The organism is Paraglaciecola hydrolytica, assembly GCF_001565895.1.
In the GTDB taxonomy this organism is placed as follows: domain Bacteria; phylum Pseudomonadota; class Gammaproteobacteria; order Enterobacterales; family Alteromonadaceae; genus Paraglaciecola; species Paraglaciecola hydrolytica.
In genome coordinates, this window is sequence record NZ_LSNE01000005.1 from 343,139 (window position 1) to 360,345 (window position 17,207).

Annotated in this window: 13 protein-coding genes; 8 read left to right on the forward strand and 5 right to left on the reverse strand. The window is 39.4% G+C overall.

Going from position 1 to position 17,207, the window contains the following annotated elements; genetic code table 11:
- On the forward strand, positions 1–836 hold an 836-nt coding region (locus AX660_RS09480; RefSeq protein ID WP_162266416.1), incomplete at its 5' end, for a hypothetical protein.
- Between the two features lie 313 nt (positions 837–1,149).
- Here AX660_RS09480 and AX660_RS09485 read toward each other — a convergent pair.
- The gene (locus tag AX660_RS09485; protein WP_068375907.1) at positions 1,150–1,920 is read right to left on the reverse strand and encodes an HNH endonuclease family protein; all 771 of its coding nucleotides are present in this window, start codon (positions 1,918–1,920) and stop codon (positions 1,150–1,152) included.
- Between the two features lie 447 nt (positions 1,921–2,367).
- Between AX660_RS09485 and AX660_RS23190 the strand changes: the two genes are divergently transcribed.
- The 4 genes from AX660_RS23190 to AX660_RS09500 all read left to right on the forward strand — a co-directional run bounded on the left by AX660_RS23190 (position 2,368) and on the right by AX660_RS09500 (position 7,501).
- Positions 2,368–2,541, forward strand: a complete 174-nt coding sequence (locus tag AX660_RS23190; protein ID WP_157884320.1) for a hypothetical protein — start codon at positions 2,368–2,370, stop codon at positions 2,539–2,541.
- A gap of 1,919 nt (positions 2,542–4,460) precedes the next feature.
- On the forward strand, positions 4,461–5,762 hold the full coding sequence (locus AX660_RS09490; RefSeq protein WP_068375909.1) for a site-specific integrase: 1,302 nt from the start codon (positions 4,461–4,463) through the stop codon (positions 5,760–5,762).
- Positions 5,763–5,833: 71 nt separating this feature from the next.
- Entirely contained in the window at positions 5,834–6,598 is a 765-nt protein-coding gene (locus AX660_RS09495) for a hypothetical protein (RefSeq protein WP_068375911.1), read from the forward strand.
- A 420-nt stretch (positions 6,599–7,018) separates the two neighbouring features.
- Entirely contained in the window at positions 7,019–7,501 is a 483-nt protein-coding gene (locus tag AX660_RS09500; protein ID WP_068375913.1) for a DUF2165 family protein, read from the forward strand.
- Positions 7,502–7,552: 51 nt separating this feature from the next.
- Here AX660_RS09500 and AX660_RS09505 read toward each other — a convergent pair whose 3' ends face one another.
- Positions 7,553–8,323 carry an HNH endonuclease family protein gene (locus AX660_RS09505; RefSeq protein ID WP_082768827.1) on the reverse strand — a complete coding sequence of 257 codons (771 nt, stop codon included), beginning with the start codon at positions 8,321–8,323 and terminating at the stop codon, positions 7,553–7,555.
- A 207-nt stretch (positions 8,324–8,530) separates the two neighbouring features.
- Here AX660_RS09505 and AX660_RS09510 point away from each other — a divergent pair, with 207 nt between their 5' ends.
- Both AX660_RS09510 and AX660_RS09515 read left to right on the forward strand, forming a co-directional pair.
- Positions 8,531–9,154: a LysE family translocator gene (locus AX660_RS09510; RefSeq protein WP_068377031.1), complete on the forward strand. Its 624-nt coding sequence runs from the start codon at positions 8,531–8,533 to the stop codon at positions 9,152–9,154.
- Positions 9,155–9,247: 93 nt separating this feature from the next.
- Positions 9,248–9,850 (forward strand): DUF4202 domain-containing protein, encoded by a 603-nt coding sequence (locus AX660_RS09515; RefSeq protein WP_068375915.1) that lies wholly within the window; start codon positions 9,248–9,250, stop codon positions 9,848–9,850.
- 105 nt (positions 9,851–9,955) lie between these two features.
- Here AX660_RS09515 and AX660_RS09520 read toward each other — a convergent pair whose 3' ends face one another.
- The 3 genes from AX660_RS09520 to AX660_RS09530 form a co-directional block, all read right to left on the reverse strand.
- The gene (locus tag AX660_RS09520) at positions 9,956–10,807 is read right to left on the reverse strand and encodes a hypothetical protein (RefSeq protein WP_082768828.1); all 852 of its coding nucleotides are present in this window, start codon (positions 10,805–10,807) and stop codon (positions 9,956–9,958) included.
- Between the two features lie 122 nt (positions 10,808–10,929).
- On the reverse strand, positions 10,930–14,142 hold the full coding sequence (locus AX660_RS09525; protein WP_068377034.1) for a DEAD/DEAH box helicase: 3,213 nt from the start codon (positions 14,140–14,142) through the stop codon (positions 10,930–10,932).
- A gap of 140 nt (positions 14,143–14,282) precedes the next feature.
- Positions 14,283–14,810, reverse strand: a complete 528-nt coding sequence (locus AX660_RS09530; RefSeq protein ID WP_068375919.1) for a DUF2062 domain-containing protein — start codon at positions 14,808–14,810, stop codon at positions 14,283–14,285.
- A gap of 48 nt (positions 14,811–14,858) precedes the next feature.
- Between AX660_RS09530 and AX660_RS09535 the strand changes: the two genes are divergently transcribed.
- Positions 14,859–17,150, forward strand: coding sequence for a DNA internalization-related competence protein ComEC/Rec2 (locus AX660_RS09535; protein ID WP_082768829.1), 2,292 nt, complete (start codon positions 14,859–14,861; stop codon positions 17,148–17,150).
- The last annotated feature ends 57 nt before the right edge of the window (positions 17,151–17,207 follow it).

The following is a 17,207-nucleotide window of genomic DNA, read 5'->3' on the forward strand; positions in this document are numbered from 1 at the left end:
TACAGACTCTAATGGGGGCATGTTTTGGTGGAGGCCTGTTTGCAGCCATTCTTAAGTCGTTGCAATTTAACAATGTTTTTGGTGAAGAACTTGAAAAAATTATTTATTCAGAGAAGTTTTTAGGTTCAATCAAAAATATTGAAAATATTTGGTTGAAAGTCTCTGACGCACTTTACCCAATTAATAAAATGCGTTATTCAAGAAAAAAAATTCATAAAACAATATTACAACACTATTTTCCGCATTCTTTAGATTTTTATTACGAGAAAAGTGACCATACATACACAATATCTTGGGTTAACGAAGATAAAACAAAAATTTTAATAGAAAATGAAAATGTATTAAATGTTATTGCAGATTCAACAGACGAAATAGTATTTACTCCAACAAATTCAATTTTAGAATCAGACCAGTCCCAAAGTTACTCTGCAAATTTTTATGAAATTACCGGTAAAGGTAAAAATGAAAAAGAAACCTTAATAAAGCCCAAAAAGCCTTCAACTGCAAAGGTCAGCAAAAGAGTAGCCAGTGACCAGAATGAAATAGAGTACTGCCATGTAATAGCACTAAGCGGAAAAAAATCATACAAAGTACTACGAAAATGCCAATATGAGATTAAATTGAATGAAGATAGAGTGATAAAGTTTGCTGCAATCAAGCCACTTATGAAGCTAACCGTTCGAGTTGTTAAGCCGGAAGACCTTAATTGTCAGGTTATTCAGTGCGGCCTGCTAGACGAATTTGAGGATGGTCGAGCGAAGACATCTAAAGATATTTATGTCACTTACGATAACGTTATTTTCCCTGAACAGGGATATATAATGGTAATGACTTAATTTGTAGGGGTTGAATTACGCTAAATCACTACCATTTCATAAAAGACTCGTCTAAAATCAGACGCCAATCATAATATTCAATTGAGGATTGTTGTAAATGAGCCACACAGAAAGGATTTGAAACTTAATATTTGTGCTAACGGAATGCATACTTGTTACTCAGGTTAGTTTAACTCTGACCCAAATATAGTAGCTCGAACTTAATATTGCATTTCGCTGTTAACCTAATTTATTCGTTCACACACAGCAACAACGTAACATTTGTGGGAATCTTTTTTTGCTAAAATAATGGGCTTTGCAGTTTTTCAAAAATTTATTTTTGACATGCTTTAACCAATCTATTAACTATCCGTTGCTCTGTAGCAATATAAGCTAATTCATACTTCGCCATTACAGCATTAAAACGGGCTATATACTTACATCTATAAGGATGATTAGGTGGTAGCCATTCATCAAGCCCCTTTGCCCCTTTTTGACGGTTTAACGATAGTTCGGTCAATATTAGATTGTCAGGATCATTAGCAAATTCAGCCTTGCGTTTTCTATCCCAAATATCAGCACCGTGACCATGCGCAAATTTTAATGGGACGATGTGATCAAGGTCTAAGTCATTTGATATTGTAAACGTATCGCCCGAATAAGGGTCGTACCATTCACCACTTAATACGATGCATTGATTAACAGTTTTAAACTCAACAGGCTTGAGTGACGTTTGAATAAGTATTTCGTGTCGTGTGTTCTGACAATCGTTATCACTATCTAACCAATGCGGCCAATCATCCCTATTGTAGAGTCTGACAAATGCCCTATTTTGCTCAATTGCTTCAGTGGTAGCTTTGTCTATCTGTTCAACTTTGCCCTTTGGTAGTCGTCCACCAGCATCGATACAAGCATCCATAGAAGTGAACGGTTTATAATTCTTGGTTCTTTCATAAAAGGAGTTAGTACTGTCGTGACAAATACCTGAAGTTGATAGTTTTACTTCTGGTTCGCTGGTGGTATTGGCAAGAGTAGTGTTATTGCATGCAACAAGGCTTAAGCAGAGCCATAAGGTTAATACTCTGCTAGATTGATAGATTGTCATTAAAATCTCGGATATTGTGATACAAGGGCATATATTGCCATGAGTAAAAAATATGAAAAGGTACTTTGCAGGATCACTTTATGTTCAAGGGTAATTCGACGCCCGATGCTCGCGTTGTGCGTGGGTTTTGAATTGTATATCAACAACAACTTGCTAATAGCTAAAGTTTCACTAACTACCAGTTTCTATACAGCCTAGAACAACTAATTACTGCTACCGAGTTGCACAGTTAGCCGCATCAACACTAGGTCATTAGGTATTTATCCATAAGATTAAAGGTACTGTTTAGCTTGTCCTGTGTGGGTACGCAGCAGCGCAGAGTTTATCTAGCTATAACTTTTTAAAGTAAGGTTGTTGTTTAGTATTAGCGTTAAAGGAGGTCAAAATATTTGACGACTGAAAAAGTGTAATCTAACTTTAAATTCAGTCTATTCAGGGAAGATGATTATGTCTCAATATACCCCACCTGTAATATTAGTTAGAACTTGGCTGCAGTTAATTAGTTTAAATTCTGAAAAAGAAGCCAGAGACCACGCCAAGAAAATGATTAATGACAATTTTGGTAGTGTCGATTTAGCTATTATTTATCTAGAACAAAACCAATTTAAGAAAACAGGTTAACAATTAAGTATGACCTTGATAGAAGCTAATATTTTTTGGGTCCTTCTGGATAATATGTGGTGTGGGTACGCAGCAGCGCGCAATTTGCCTTGTGAGAGCTTTCCTAAAATCAACTTTTTGTTTTCTTCGGTACCCAAGCCTTACGTTGTCAGGCCAGAGCCTATAAGCACTATCAAGGAAAGTAATCTACGTTCTTATGTAAAACCCTAACTAAATCCAATCACCGGCTAACTTCACTAAGCCATCATTGAACAGCGCAATACAACAACCAACTTAACTAGGGGGCGGGTAAAATCTCTGTGAGCTGTGACTTACAGTACCGTGGCTCCCTTTTATTTACATGGCGGCAACTTGAAAATATTTTAACCTAAACTTTTAATCCCAATTTTAAGATTGTTCTGACATCATCACACGAACCAAAGCATGGTTTCTTCACCAATACGCGCGCGAACAGATAGAGTGTCACAGCGATGTAGCAGCGAGATTGAGAGATCACGGTAAGATTAGGGTAAGGTTAGGATAAGGTTAGGGTGAGAATAGGGTGAGTTACCCGGTAGTTTTTTTGGAGCCGATAGATAGCCAATAGAACGGCTATTTTACTGTGTAAGAGAACTCTAATTAAAAAAGGCCGTAAATTACCCGTATATACGGGCTTACCATAATACTTTAGTAAGGTTTTTCAACAGTCATTACGTAAGAATAAGGGTATATGGAACAGTACGAGCAAGAGGAATAAAGGGCGATTCAAAGACCATGTAAACGTCTAGATTAGGTCAAGATCAAAACAACAAACCTTAGGGCTAATTGACTAAAAAACAAAGGTTCAGCAAAGGGTAAAAACACTATCATTGCATTAACCTTTACCCGTTTATTATTTGTCAGGATTTTAATGCAACACAAACCCCATATTGACCTGTAGAAACTTGAGGTTAAAACAGATTTAAAAGCCTATGCAGACAACAAGATCGTAACAAGCATTAATCAACTAAACACCCTAAGATTACCCTGAGGGCAATAATTAAAAAGCTGGACAAACCCCATGTGAACGGCAAGATTAGGGCTAGGTCTAAACGTTTATACTGAAAACAATCATGCAAGAAAAACCAATTAAAATGACTGAAGCGCAAAATAACGAAGTCACTCGCGAAATACCAATTTACTGTACACCAACCATATTGTTCAACCATAAACCAAAACGTGAAACTATTACTCGAAAGTTATTAATATTTCTAGGCATTAAAAGTTAATCTGATCTGTTTAATGCTTAAACCAAGCATTACTAAAATTCTTTGCTCAATGCTATTAAGAGCTAATTCATACTTTGGCAAAGCATTAATAATACGAGCCTATTATGTTGTGGGTAAAAAATATAAAAAGGTACTGTGTGGTATCACTTAATATTCAAGGGTAATTCGAAGCCCGACGGTTCCATTGTGCGTGAATTTAAAATGACGATGACGACAACAACATCACTTTACTTTCCCCTATTAAACCCTATGTAAAACAAGGCCTATACACTGTTTGTAGGGCTGAAAGTTGCACAGTTACCGTCGTCAATACCTAACCACCAGCTAACTAAACTAGGGGGCATGAAATTGTTTTAATGGCATGGGAAACAAGCACCGCACCGTTAAATCAATTTTTATGCGAAACAAATAAGGATCTTTTTTCCGAATTTAAAAAAGTTTTCTGGTCAGAGCAGTATATAAACGCAAAAGGTTTGCACAAGGGTATTTAGTAACACTAGAAGTAACATTGGTGTTATTTGGTAAGTGTAAATCTGTATAAAAACAATCATTTAAACTATAAATATAGATCTGGCCCCGCACCATTTCTTGAGTAAACCCTTAGTTATCAAGCTATACAGCAGAGTTTAATCATCACTAGCATGCTTACGTTGACCAGATAGGTTGACCACAATGCATAATCTAGTCAAAAACCAAAACAACATTTATACCTACAGAAGAACGGTTCAAACTCATTCAATTAGAGTTTCACTGCTCACCAAAGATAAACTTGAAGCCCTGCAACTTGTTGAACACATAAACACTACATTAGACTTGGTTTATCCACTTAAGAAACACGAAGCGGTTAAAATTGTTCATGCAACCCTTCACAAATTTCAGCCAATCTTTCACAAGCAACGAATAGCTAAAGTTCAACAATATTTAGGTTTAGATCTTTCACAAGGAACAGGTGAACTATTATCGTATGTTGTTGAAAAGTATATTGATGAGAAGCTACGCACTAAAGCGTGGGCAGAAAAGACCTATCTTGGTTATAAGGTGATTTACAATAATCTGATTACTCTGCTTAAAGATAAATGCTTCAGAAATATTGGTGCTGTAGATGCACAACAAGTAAAAAATGCCTTGCAGAAGCTACCATCCAACCTTAACAAAAAAGCCGAGTACAGAGACAAGCCCATTAATCGCATATTGAAGATGGATATTCCTGTTGCACACCTTATGTCGATTAAAACCATTAACACTATGCTTGGTTGTTACTCAGAGCTGTTTAAGTGGGCAATAAAAAATGGTTATGCATCAACTAATGTATTCGATGGCATGCTGCTTAAAGATAGTCGAAAGGCGAGGGACTTACGTTCCCCATTTAATCCTAGTGACCTTAAGCGCATATTCTCTGACTCAGTAATCAGAAACCCGCATAAGAATTGGCAGAAGTGGCTCCCTGTCCTTGGTTTATACACAGGTGCAAGGTTAAATGAACTCTGTCAGTTTCAGAAAAAAGATATTGCTAAAGTTGAAGGTTACTGGTGCATATCCATTACTGACAGTGGAAGTAGCCAGATATTGAAATCAGTGTCGAGTAAACGTGTCATACCAATACATAAAAAACTCATTGAACTTGGTTTTATTGATTATGTAAATAGCACAGGGACAGCACAGAATAATATGATTTTTCCAGACCTTAAATTATTAAATGAAAGGTACTCACATACACCATCACGTTGGTTCAGCAATATTAAAAATAGGGTTATAGATGACAGTGATAGAAAATCATTTCACTCATTCAGGCATACATTTGTAGATTACCTATACAACAAGCTCAAGTTGCAGGGAAACCCACTTGTAAAGGCTCTGCTAGGTCATTCAGACAGTGAAATTACTTCAGGTGTGTATGGTTCATCATTTGAAATTGAAGACCTTAACAAAATTATTCAATCATTAGACTTTGACGCTTATGGTATCAGCACCTGAAACTTTATAACGTTTTCAAACCATGTATTCTGCCTGATATGATGGGCTGGATAAAAAGGGTATAGCACTAAATGACAGAACTTGAGATAACGACTGCTCAATGGTTAAAGCTGAAGTATGAATATTATCTATCGGCTAGGACACTTTGGCTCAATAATCAAATGCAGATGGGGGCTTTAATGTTTGCTTATGCTGTTGAAGCTCAGATTAAACACGCTTTAGTAACGTTCCCCAATAGCTGCCAACAAAGGCTTCTTAATAGTGGTCATGATATTCCCGAACTTTTTAAAGAAGCTAGGAAGGCTAAAATTTTTAAAGGTATAGAGGTCGATTCGTCGTTCTTAAATTTTATTCAGGATAACTTTCATCGTCGCTATCCACGACAAACAAAAGAGCAGATGAAGAAAGCAAATTCTGAGGGGAGGGGATTAGCTTTAACTCCAAATGTTCTTCCTTGGTATGATCGGTTCATTTTGAACTTAGATGAGTGGAGTTATCAAAACACATCAAATTTTAAATCAACGATTCGGCTAGAGGCAATAAAGCATATAGAATCCAAGGGGGGACATTATTTCTTTGAGCGAAATAATACTGCGTATAATAGTTTACCGCTAATCATTAACTTGCTTGACAAAGAAGTAGAGCATTACCTTGCTAAGCCTAACGGAGCCGACCAGTTTAATGTGCACTTAAAGTCTTTGACCAATAAGAAACAGATAGTGATTAAGACTATAGACTCTTTAGAATCAAAGCTTCCATATCAAGAAGTTGACTTATCAAACTTTTCACATCCTGGTCAGTTTGGGGTTCTCCATTCTATAAATATTCAATTGTAATTTAAAAGAAGTAGTGGGCCTTTAAACACTTGGGTCAACGTAAGCATGCTAGTGATGATTAAACTCTGCTGTATCGCTTGATAACTAAGGGTTTACTCAAGAAATGGTGCCCGGGGCCGGAGCAGGATCATACCTGTTAATGCCCTTGGAACCCGCATGTTTACGTTGGGTTAATGAAGCAATAACAATACACACGTCAATGGATCTGGCCAACGTAAGGTAATCAAGAGTTCAATTTCCAAATGCATAATTAAACTAGTCAATTCATTGATGGTTTGCCTCATACATGGTTTCAAAAGTCATTACCTGTTGGTAAAAATAGTCTGCATATTTGTAACGTTATCGTCTGAAACTGGCGAATTCGAACTAGTCCGTTAATATAATTCATTGGTAGATCTAAATTAAACAATAGGAAAATCAATGTTAATTAAAGCAAAAATTGCCATGATAGTAACCGTTGCATTGTGGGGCTTGATTGGTGCCTTTCATAACGTAGTCGATTGGGCAGGGACAATTGGGGCCGTTACGGCAGCCACGTCAATGGTAACTATACCTGGTGGGTCGGATCATTGGCAGGCAACCTCTAATCCTTTGGTCGTTTGGATTGGAGCACTTTTTATTGTGTCGTCAAAGATTGCATCGGCTGGTTTTTGTTCTGTTGGGGCTCTAAAAATGTGGCAAGTTCAAAAGTCAGACCCTGCCGCTTTTGTTGCAGCGAAGGAAATTGCGCTTACCGGCTGTGCTATAGCCATTGTTATGTTGTTTGGGGGCTTTATCGTTATTGCAGAAAGTTGGTTTGAATTATGGCGTTCAGAAGCGATGTTAACACCAGTACTAGGTTCAGCCTTTCGCTATGCGGGTATGATTGCTGTGATCGCGATCTTTGTGGCAAGCAAAGATTGAAACGCTCAGTTAAAAATAGGCAGACAAATCTTGAATATCCCTTTTACAAACTCACGCCCCACAAGCTTTAACCATTTTGTTTATTATGCGTTGTTCTGCTGGAATGTAGTTTAAGCCGTAGTTGTCCATTACTGCGTTAAATTTGCTGATGTATTCACAGCGATATTGATGGTTAGGGGGGAGCCATTCGTCGAGGCCTTTGGCGCCTTTTTGGCGGTTTAATGAGGCTTGAACCAGTAATAGATTATCGTAATCATTAGCGAATTTTTCTTTTTGTTCTCTGGTCCACTGATCAGCACCATGACCATGGGCGAATTTTAAAGGCACGATGTGATCTACATCAAGATCACTGGAGTTGGTAAAAGTTTGGTCTGAATAGGGATCGTACCAAGCGCCAAATATGACTAAACATTGCTTTTCGGTTTTGAAGGTAAGGGGAGCGTTTGAGTCTATTATCAATAATTCGTGGCGGGTATTTTGACAGTCTCTATCTTGATCACTCCAGTGAGGCCAATCAGCGCGGTCATAGAGTGTGACAAAGTCTCTATTATGCTCAGTCGCGTCATCAATAGCTTTATCCATCTGTTTGGTTGCAGATTTAGGTAAACGTCCACCAGCAGCGATACAGGCACTTATTGATGTAAAAGGTTTATAGCTTTTGGTGCGTTTATACGAGCTACTCGCGCTATCGTGACAGATACCGGTGGATGACTGTTTTACTGTTGGTGTTTGTTTTTCTGATAGAGAAAGTTCGTTTGCAGTGGATTGAAAGCTGGTAACAAATAGGCAGGTGAATAAAGAGGCAAGTGCCAATCTCAACATAAGTACGACTTTTAAATGTGTTAATTAACTGAATAATGCCACAGTGAAACGAAAAAGTATTTCTAAGTTTATGAATTTGTTTGAGTTATTTCGCGATAATACATTTAGTAAGTTTTATACATCCAACTTTTTTATTGCACACTAAGCTTGGCATTTAAGTACTGGCAACGCACAATTAACGCCCATTCAAGCAACTTGTTAAGTAACGTGGAATACAGCGCTTTAATTTTATTTACTATTGCCACCAGCATTACGCCAGGCCCTAATAATCTGATGATAATGACATCGGGAGTCAATTACGGCTTTCGCCGTAGCTTGCCTCACTTATTAGGCATCGACATTGGGTTTGTGTTGATGATTATTGGTGTGGGCTTAGGCATGAGTCAGTTGTTTGCTCAAGTACCGCAACTTTTGATTTGGCTTAAAGTCATTGGGATTATTTACCTAAGTTATTTAGCTTACCGCATTGCCACTAGTCCAACTAAACCTTTAGTAGCTGATGTTTTGGATGAAATGAAACACAAGCCTTTGAGTTTTTTACAAGCCGCGTTATTTCAATGGGTCAATCCAAAAGCATGGATAATGATTGTTGGCGCTATTGTGACTTATACCAACACGAGTATGGATTACAGCTTGCAAGTTGCTATTATTGCGTTATTTTTCCTGTGTTTAGGCACGCCTTGTACCTTTGTATGGCTTGGTTTTGGCACTGCTTTAAAGCGCTATTTAGCCAATCCGCTGCATCTAAAGATTTTTAATATAGTTATGGCTAGTTTGTTACTTCTGTCGTTGCTTCCAGTGGTATTGGAATTAGTTGAAATAACTAAATAGATACCCTTTATAAAATGCTTACTGTTTGCGTTCAGGTTAATATAAGCGCCTAAAATCCATTTTTTGTATCACCTTATTTTTACGGAGTACTTCATGACTCAAACAGCGTATGAGCTAGCGGTTAAATTGATCGATAACGCTAATAGCGACGATCCTAATATTGAACAAAGCCAAGGCAAAGATTGGCCTAAAGAATTATTGTATGGTCAACGTATGTCTGCGATGTTGGAGCGTTACAAAAGTAATGCTGATGAGGTAATAAAACTGGCTATTCGTGGCCAGCATATTCAACGCTGGTTATCACCGCGCAGTGCTTACCCTATGGATAGGCAGGGCTATCATAAGTGGCGTAGCGACCTTTATGTATTTCATGCCGATAAAGTGGCTGCCATCATGAAACAAGCGGGTTTTAGCGAGCAAGATATTGCGCGTGCTAAAAATGCGGTGGCCAAAGTGGGGATTAAATCCAACCCTGATACTCAGTTATTGGAAGATGTGGTGGGTTTGGTGTTTATTGAACACTACATGCTGGATTTTGCTGCCAAACATCCTGAATATACCGAGCAGAAATGGATAGATATTATCCGTAAAACGTGGGCAAAAATGTCAAAAGAGGCTCATGCCTTTGTATTAGCGGGCAATATAAGTTTACCTGAGGCCTTAACGCCGATTATTGTAAAAGCGGTACAAGCTTAATTTAGCTGACTAAACCCATGATTATTAGTGGGTTTAGTCGTCACTGTTTTTTGTTTGAGTCTAGCGACAGTAAAACAAATATTTGGTCACTATTTTTAGCGCTGTTCAATTGTTGATGATCTTCCACTTATGCTCAATCGCATAGAAAAAACCGGCGTCTGAATAGGCTTTATGGATTTGACCGGATTGGCGCATTTTGGCTATGCCAGTGTTAATTGCTTTAAAGGCGCTATCGGCGAGAGGATGGTTTTTCGAGATAACGTAGTGGCGGCTGTCATCTAGTTTTACGGCGATATTCGGTATTATTACCAACTCCAAATTGTTTTTAGCAAAACCTACATTAAATGGCGCCAGCATAAAATCCACAAATTGACGATCGACCAGTTTTACCTGCGAAACCCAAATGGATTCATCAATAAGTTGTTTTAAACCTAGTTGTTGCATGGCTTGCCAATCGGCGGTCCAGTTTTGGCTTGATACTCCGCTAAGTTGTTGAATGTCTATTAACGAACGCGCGGCGAGGGCTTTTTTATTGTGTGGGGAGGTGTAAAAGCCGGCAACATATTCGCCTTTTCGTAAAATGGGTTCGCTGATGTAGAGGTGCTCTTGGACTTTTTGGGCTTCGGTTAACCAGAAGGTATCAACACTTACTAGTAAAAATCCTTCTTCTAATAATTGTCGATTTCGTAGTTCATAATGACCCGTTCTAAAGCTGACGGGGAGTTCTAAGCCGCCGCGTTTTAATGCTTGTTGTAGCAAAATAATATCCACTACATCTCGTCTTGAACATGCGCCTGTAAAATCACTTATATCTAAGGGATCTCGCTCATTGAGCAGACACAAATAATCCTCATACACATCAGTTTGCACTGTGAGTATGATTTTGTCCGTGGCAGCCTGACTACAAAGGCTAAAACTGCTGAACAATAGAATGAATAAAAAATAATTAAACTGCATATTTCTCATATTCCTTGGATTGGCGTTAACAATCAACCTCGGATCATACAAAGATTAAAGCAGTAAAGGCTCGTACTGTGAAATGTTTATTGTTTGCCACTACCCAAAAATGGGGTTTCACATCAACTCAAGGGAGCTAACAGGGTATCAAGAATATCGTTTGTTAAACTCAAATTGCCTTCACTGACTTCTTCCGATAACAAAGCATTGGCTAACTCTGCTTTTTTCTCTTGGATCTGTTGGATTTTTTGTTCAATGGAGTTTTCGATAATCAACTTATATACAAATACCGGTTTGTCTTGGCCTATACGATAGGCGCGGTCGGTGGCTTGGTTTTCGACTGCGGGGTTCCACCACGGGTCAAAGTGGATCACAGTATCGGCCGCGGTTAAATTCAAACCCACACCACCGGCTTTTAAACTGATTAAAAATACTGGTACTTGGCCAGATTGGAACTGCTCAACAACATCCTGACGATTTTTAGTGCTGCCAGTGAGTTTGACATAAGGGATATTGTGTTCAGCAAATTCTGCTTCGATCAGCGCCAACATACTGGTGAATTGCGAAAAAATCAGGATCTTACGGCCTTCATCGATCATCTCGGGCAGGGTTTCCATCAAAAACTCTAACTTTGCGGATTGTTTGATAGCCTTAGCACCAGGTAACGACAGCAACTGCGGGTGATTGCATACCTGACGCAGTTTTAATAAAGCATCAAGAATTTCAATCTGACTGCGCTGCAGGCCTTTTTGCGCGATAATTTCTTTTAAACGTGTATCCATGCTTAAGCGCACAGACTCATACAATTCAGCTTGTTTGCCTTCAATTTGCAAGGTTTGCACTATGATGGTTTTGGCTGGTAATTCTTTGGCTATACGCTCTTTGGTACGGCGTAAAATAAAGGGTTTAATACGCTGGTTAAGTATTACTTTACGCTCATGATCATTATGTTTTTCGATGGGGGTTTTAAACAACTTACTAAATTGTTTGTAGCTGGCTAAAAATCCGGGCAGCAAAAAGTTAAATTGTGCCCAAAATTCGCCCAGATGGTTTTCCATGGGAGTGCCGGTTAAGCACAGTTTATGGTGCGACTTTATTTTTAATACCGCCTGATACAGCTTAGTGCCGGGGTTTTTAATGTAATGTGCTTCATCTAAAATCAAGTAGTAATAAAGCTGTTGTTGGTGAATGTCGTTATCTTTGAGTAGCAGGGGATAACTGGTTATCACAATATCGAACTCGTTAAGTTGCGCGAAATTTTCCTGACGTTTAGCGCCGTTGATCACGATGTAAGACAAACTCGGTGCAAACTTGTCGATCTCTTTAGCCCAATTAAACAAAACACTGGTAGGGGCGATAATTAAGCTGGGACCAGTTAAACGCCCTTGTTCTTTTTCTACCAGTAAGTGGCTTAGGGTTTGAATAGTTTTACCCAAACCCATGTCGTCAGCCAATATGCCGTTAAGCTCGTATTCCCGTAAAAACTGTAACCAATTAAGCCCTTGGTGCTGATATTCGCGCAGTTCAGCCTGCAAAGATTGAGGTAAGGTTACTGCTTGAATCGAGTCAAAATCTCGCAGTTTTTCAGCAAGTTGGCGCAATCTAGACGCGCCTGAAGTAATAATGCCTTGGTTGTCTAACTCGAACAGGGTTTGGTGGCTTTGAAAACGAGACAAGCGCATGGTGCCATCTTTTTGTAAGGCGCCAGGCATGAAGAGCTCAACAAACTGTTTAAGTAAGGGCTGGATGCTTTGATAGCGTAAGGCAATAAACTTGCCGCCCGCCAGTTCAACAAAGATTTTTTGGTCAGCTTCGATATAGTCACTGTCATTGAGCAAGATATCGTTAGGCAGTTGTTCTAAGGCACTGAGCAAGATGGGAAATGCCGGTACACTTTGCCCATCTATGTGCAAGTTTAGTCCGATGGAAAAAAAGTCATTGCCTTCTTGCTGTTCAACATTGGCATCAAATACGCTGTCGGTATCAAGTTCTTGATAGTGAAAATCATCATCAAGCTCAATGTGCCAACCCTGTTGGCGCAATACAGGTAGTTGGTTGTGCAAAAACGACAAATTGAAATGTCGGCCCTGTAACATCATTTCATAATCGTCGGCAGGGCGATTATAGGTTTTGGGTGCGCTGGTCAGGGGACTAAAATGCCATTGTTTAAGTGTATCTATTACTTTGTTCTCAAAGGCAAAATCTCGATAAAGACTGCCTTTACCTTGTTCTAATGCGATCTGCGGCGTTTTATCTAAAGGATTGAGTAAGTATTTTTGATAAGCAAACTGGAGCGTCAAATAGCTATTTTGTGCTTGTTGTTTATTAGGTGTTGTCAGATGAATATGCGGCACTGGGCGGGTTAGGGCCAAACCTTTTTTAAGTTGTGGTTTAGGTAACTTTTGTGCCAAATCACCTAAGGACATCTCTAGTTTACTTAATACCCATGGCAGTTTTTCTTCTGTAAACGCAGGGCCATGTAAAAAATCACCGTCATACTCACTATTAAGATCGGTTTTAACCAATCCTAGGGTGTTGAGTTTGGCATTGTAGTAGGTAATAGGTTGCGACTTGAGCAAGCTAATATCATCGTTATTGTGCTCAAGCACTAACTGTAATTTATGCACACCACCGAGTTTTTGCCATTGCCAATTTGCCTGCAGGGGCTCAGCCAATAAGATGGGATGATCTAAATTGGCGTCGTCTTGCCAAAAACAACGTCCGGTATTTACTAAGGCTTCTAATACCTTGTGTTGTGTGATCTTGTTTGAATAATCTCGACTACGCACGACTGCACTGACGATTTGCACGTCTTGTTCGCTTAAAAAATCTTGCGAAATAAGCTCACTACTAAGGTGTTCATAACTCAGGTTTTTACTCCAACCGCCATTTTTCTTTTTGGTCGAACTTTTAACGCTCAGTTGCAAATAATCGTTGGGCGCATAACGATTAGGGGTAATAAAGTACAACAAGGATTTTTGTTGCTGAAACGCCAGTGGCGCCTGACTTGAAAACTTGTTGAGCCAATCTTCTATTTGTTGATTTGAGGCAGTACTGACATGCAAACGTTTAAGATAATAGTGAGCGAGGGCCGCCGCATGTTTGCAATCGTATTTTAAATAACAATTACAGTAGCTTTCAATCTTGTCGGTACTAACATGATATTCAAAGCGACATAGGTAGGTTTGATTGCGTAGGGATTCACTTTTGACTGAACCACGTAATATGTTTCCATCTAAAGCTGCACTGAGAACTTGATTTTGCTGGTAAAGTCTTTCGCCTTTCAGCCAAGTTTGTTTACTTAATGCAGCTTGTAAATTGGTTTTGTTAAACATATTTAAATTAGGATCTAATGCAAAGTTGGAATGGCTAGGAGTGGCTATTATACCCATCCCAGTTCAAATTGCGTGTTAAGGGAGAAATAACTGACTTAAGTTCATTTGACTGAGTAAATACCAAACAATTTACTTAAATATTAAGACTTTTTGTTGGCTCTTTTTTGTATTCGCATACGCCAAGCTTTAACTGTTGACCAACGCCAGATGGTGTTGAGACTAAAATAGCCCACTAAACCAAAAAATACTGAGCAGATAGCACAGCCAACTAAAAACGCTGGGCCTATGGTTTCAACACTTTCTACCACCCACTGCCAACTCAGTTCAAAAGCAAACTTGCGCTCTGGAGACCCCAGCACTTTTACTCCAACTAAATACGCACCATAAAATATTGGAGGCATGGTAAATGGATTGGTTATCCATACTGTAGCGACTGAAAGGGGCAGGTTAACTCTAAGAGGAATGGCGACGGCTGCGGCTAACCACATTTGAAAAGGCACAGGCCAAAACGCAAAAAATAATCCTAAACCGAACGCGCCAGACGCTGAGCGGCGATTTAAATGCCATAAATTTGGATCGTGCAACAAAGTGCCAAACACCAACAGCGCTTTTTGCTGCTTTATTTTGCTCGGATCAGGTAAATAGCGCTTAATAAACTTTTTCAGGATAGTTCTCTATACTTATATTCTGATGGGATTATCTAATTTCAACATACTATGGACAGTAAACTTTTCATTTTTATTGCAGCTTGTTTCAGTTCACTCTGTTGGACCGGTTTACCCAGTATCCCTCTCACCTTGGCCTGTTTATTACTGGCACTTATCTGCTTTTTCTTTAGAAAATCCCGTTTACTCGCCTGTTGTCTTTTAGGATTTTCATGGATGGCGAGTGTAGGCCATTGGCAATACTCTTTGCAACTCCCTTTAAGCACCTTAGAGCAAGCAATTTTAGTCACAGGCGAGCTCGAGTCACTCACTCACCAATACAAGGAGCCACGATTTAATCTACGCATAGAGCAAATTGACACTGAGCCCTTGAGTTTTAAACGTTTAGTTAGAGTTAGTTGGGCAGAGCCCAGTTGGCAGCTTAAACAAGGTCAGCGAGTGCAATTAATGCTCAAACTCAAGCCTCCACATGGTTTAGCCAATGAAGGAGGATTTAATTATCAACAGTGGTTATTTAGTGAGGGTATTGGTGCCAGTGGTTATGTCAAAGCCAGCATTAATAATCTATTGCTTGCAGACAGCGTGTCGTTTCGCCAGCGTCAGCTAGATAGTTTGTTACAATTAAATTTGCCTCAACAGGCATGGATCGCGGCGTTAACCCTAGGTTACCGGGGTTTACTTGAGGATCAGGATTGGTTGTTAGTGCAATCCACAGGTATTGCCCATTTGATTGCCATATCTGGTTTACATTTAGCCTTAGTGGCGAGCTTGAGTTATTTCATCCTGGCGTGGTTGTGTGGGGCCTTAGTCAGTCGTTTTTATCAATTACACCATATCAATTTACATAAACTGGCACTGCTAGGCACGTTATTTACCACTTATTGTTATGCAGCACTGGCCGGTTTTGCCTTACCTACCGCACGAGCGTGGATAATGTTGTTGCTACTGATTACGCTGTTTCTATGCAACCTAAATTTAAGCCTCAAGCGGGTATTACTGCTGTGTACAGGCTTTTTTATGTTGCTTTTTCCACTGAGCATCTTTGGTCTAAGTTTTTGGCTGAGCTTTAGTGCGGTACTCATCATTATTTTTGTATTTTGGCGCTGGCCGCAAAAACACAATGGTTTTTCTGTGCTTGGAGCCTTAACCGTGATGTTACGCATTCAACTTGGTTTGAGTGTCTTGATGTTGCCCATAGTGGCCTGGCAATTTGGCTACATATCGTGGATTTCACCACTGGTTAATCTGTTGGCCGTGCCTTTTGTTACCTTAATATTAGTGCCACTGTGTTTAGTGGGCATCATTGGTTTGAACCTGTTTCCGCTAGTGGCGGAGTGGATATTTTCTGCAGTGGATCACTTGCTGGGTTTTGCCCTATATCTATTAGCTGGCACACAGCAGATACCATGGGCGGTCACTCAACTACTTGTTATTCCGGGGCTAGTTTGGGCTTTGGCATTAGTCGCTCTGATTGTTTTATTGTTGCCGCCGGTTGGCAAATACAAACCTTTGGTATTATTGCTGTTGTTACCTTTGCTGAGTTATGGATTTAAGGAAAAAAATGATAACTGGACTATTGATGTACTGGAGGTAGGACAGGGTACGGCAGTATTAATTACTAAAGATCATCAGGTGATCTTATATGATGTTGGCCCAGCATTTCCAAGTGGTTTTAATATGGGCGATAGTGTTATTTTGCCGCTGTTAAAAGCACGGGGCATAACATCGGTGGATATGGTTTTTATCAGCCACTGGGATAATGATCACAGTGGTAGTTTGCCAATGTTGCAAACACAAATAGCCATAAAACAGGTGCTGACCACCAGTGATATGTGTCGCCTAGGTCATGAATTAGCATGGCAAGGTTTGCAGATTAAAATCTTATGGCCTGATGATCCTAAGTTACATAACGACAATAATAGCTCTTGTGTATTGCACATTTCAGATAGTCAACATTCCATACTGTTACCCGGCGATATTGATGGAAAAACCGAGCGCGAATTAGTGGCGCGTTGGGGGGATAGTTTAAAAAGTGACATACTATTGGCCAGTCATCATGGCAGTAACAGTTCATCGGTGACGAGTTTTATCAATAAGGTCGCAGCAGACTATGTGGTGTTTAGTCAGGGTTTTATGAATCGTTGGAATTTTCCAAGACCTGAGGTATTAACACGATTTTCCCAACTTGATGCTCAGTTATTATCCACCTCCGATGTTGGGCAAGTCAGTTTTATCTTTGAGTATCAAAGTAAAAAGCTTGCCGTGCTGCAAACTTTCAGACAAGATCGTTATCCTTATTGGTATGCTAACTTCCCGATTGATGAAAAACTAAGGGACTTATAAAGCTGTGTGTGATGATTTAGTTGATTGATAGTTGGGGAATTTAACTCAAACAGGTAC

Coding starts and splice junctions, on each gene's coding strand:
- AX660_RS09485 (WP_068375907.1), bottom strand. CDS start 1,920: ATGACAATCTATCAATCTAGCAGAGTATTAACCTTATGGCTCTGCTTA.
- AX660_RS23190 (WP_157884320.1), top strand. CDS start 2,368: ATGTCTCAATATACCCCACCTGTAATATTAGTTAGAACTTGGCTGCAG.
- AX660_RS09490 (WP_068375909.1), top strand. CDS start 4,461: ATGCATAATCTAGTCAAAAACCAAAACAACATTTATACCTACAGAAGA.
- AX660_RS09495 (WP_068375911.1), top strand. CDS start 5,834: ATGACAGAACTTGAGATAACGACTGCTCAATGGTTAAAGCTGAAGTAT.
- AX660_RS09500 (WP_068375913.1), top strand. CDS start 7,019: ATGTTAATTAAAGCAAAAATTGCCATGATAGTAACCGTTGCATTGTGG.
- AX660_RS09505 (WP_082768827.1), bottom strand. CDS start 8,323: ATGTTGAGATTGGCACTTGCCTCTTTATTCACCTGCCTATTTGTTACC.
- AX660_RS09515 (WP_068375915.1), top strand. CDS start 9,248: ATGACTCAAACAGCGTATGAGCTAGCGGTTAAATTGATCGATAACGCT.
- AX660_RS09520 (WP_082768828.1), bottom strand. CDS start 10,807: ATGCAGTTTAATTATTTTTTATTCATTCTATTGTTCAGCAGTTTTAGC.
- AX660_RS09525 (WP_068377034.1), bottom strand. CDS start 14,142: ATGTTTAACAAAACCAATTTACAAGCTGCATTAAGTAAACAAACTTGG.
- AX660_RS09535 (WP_082768829.1), top strand. CDS start 14,859: ATGGACAGTAAACTTTTCATTTTTATTGCAGCTTGTTTCAGTTCACTC.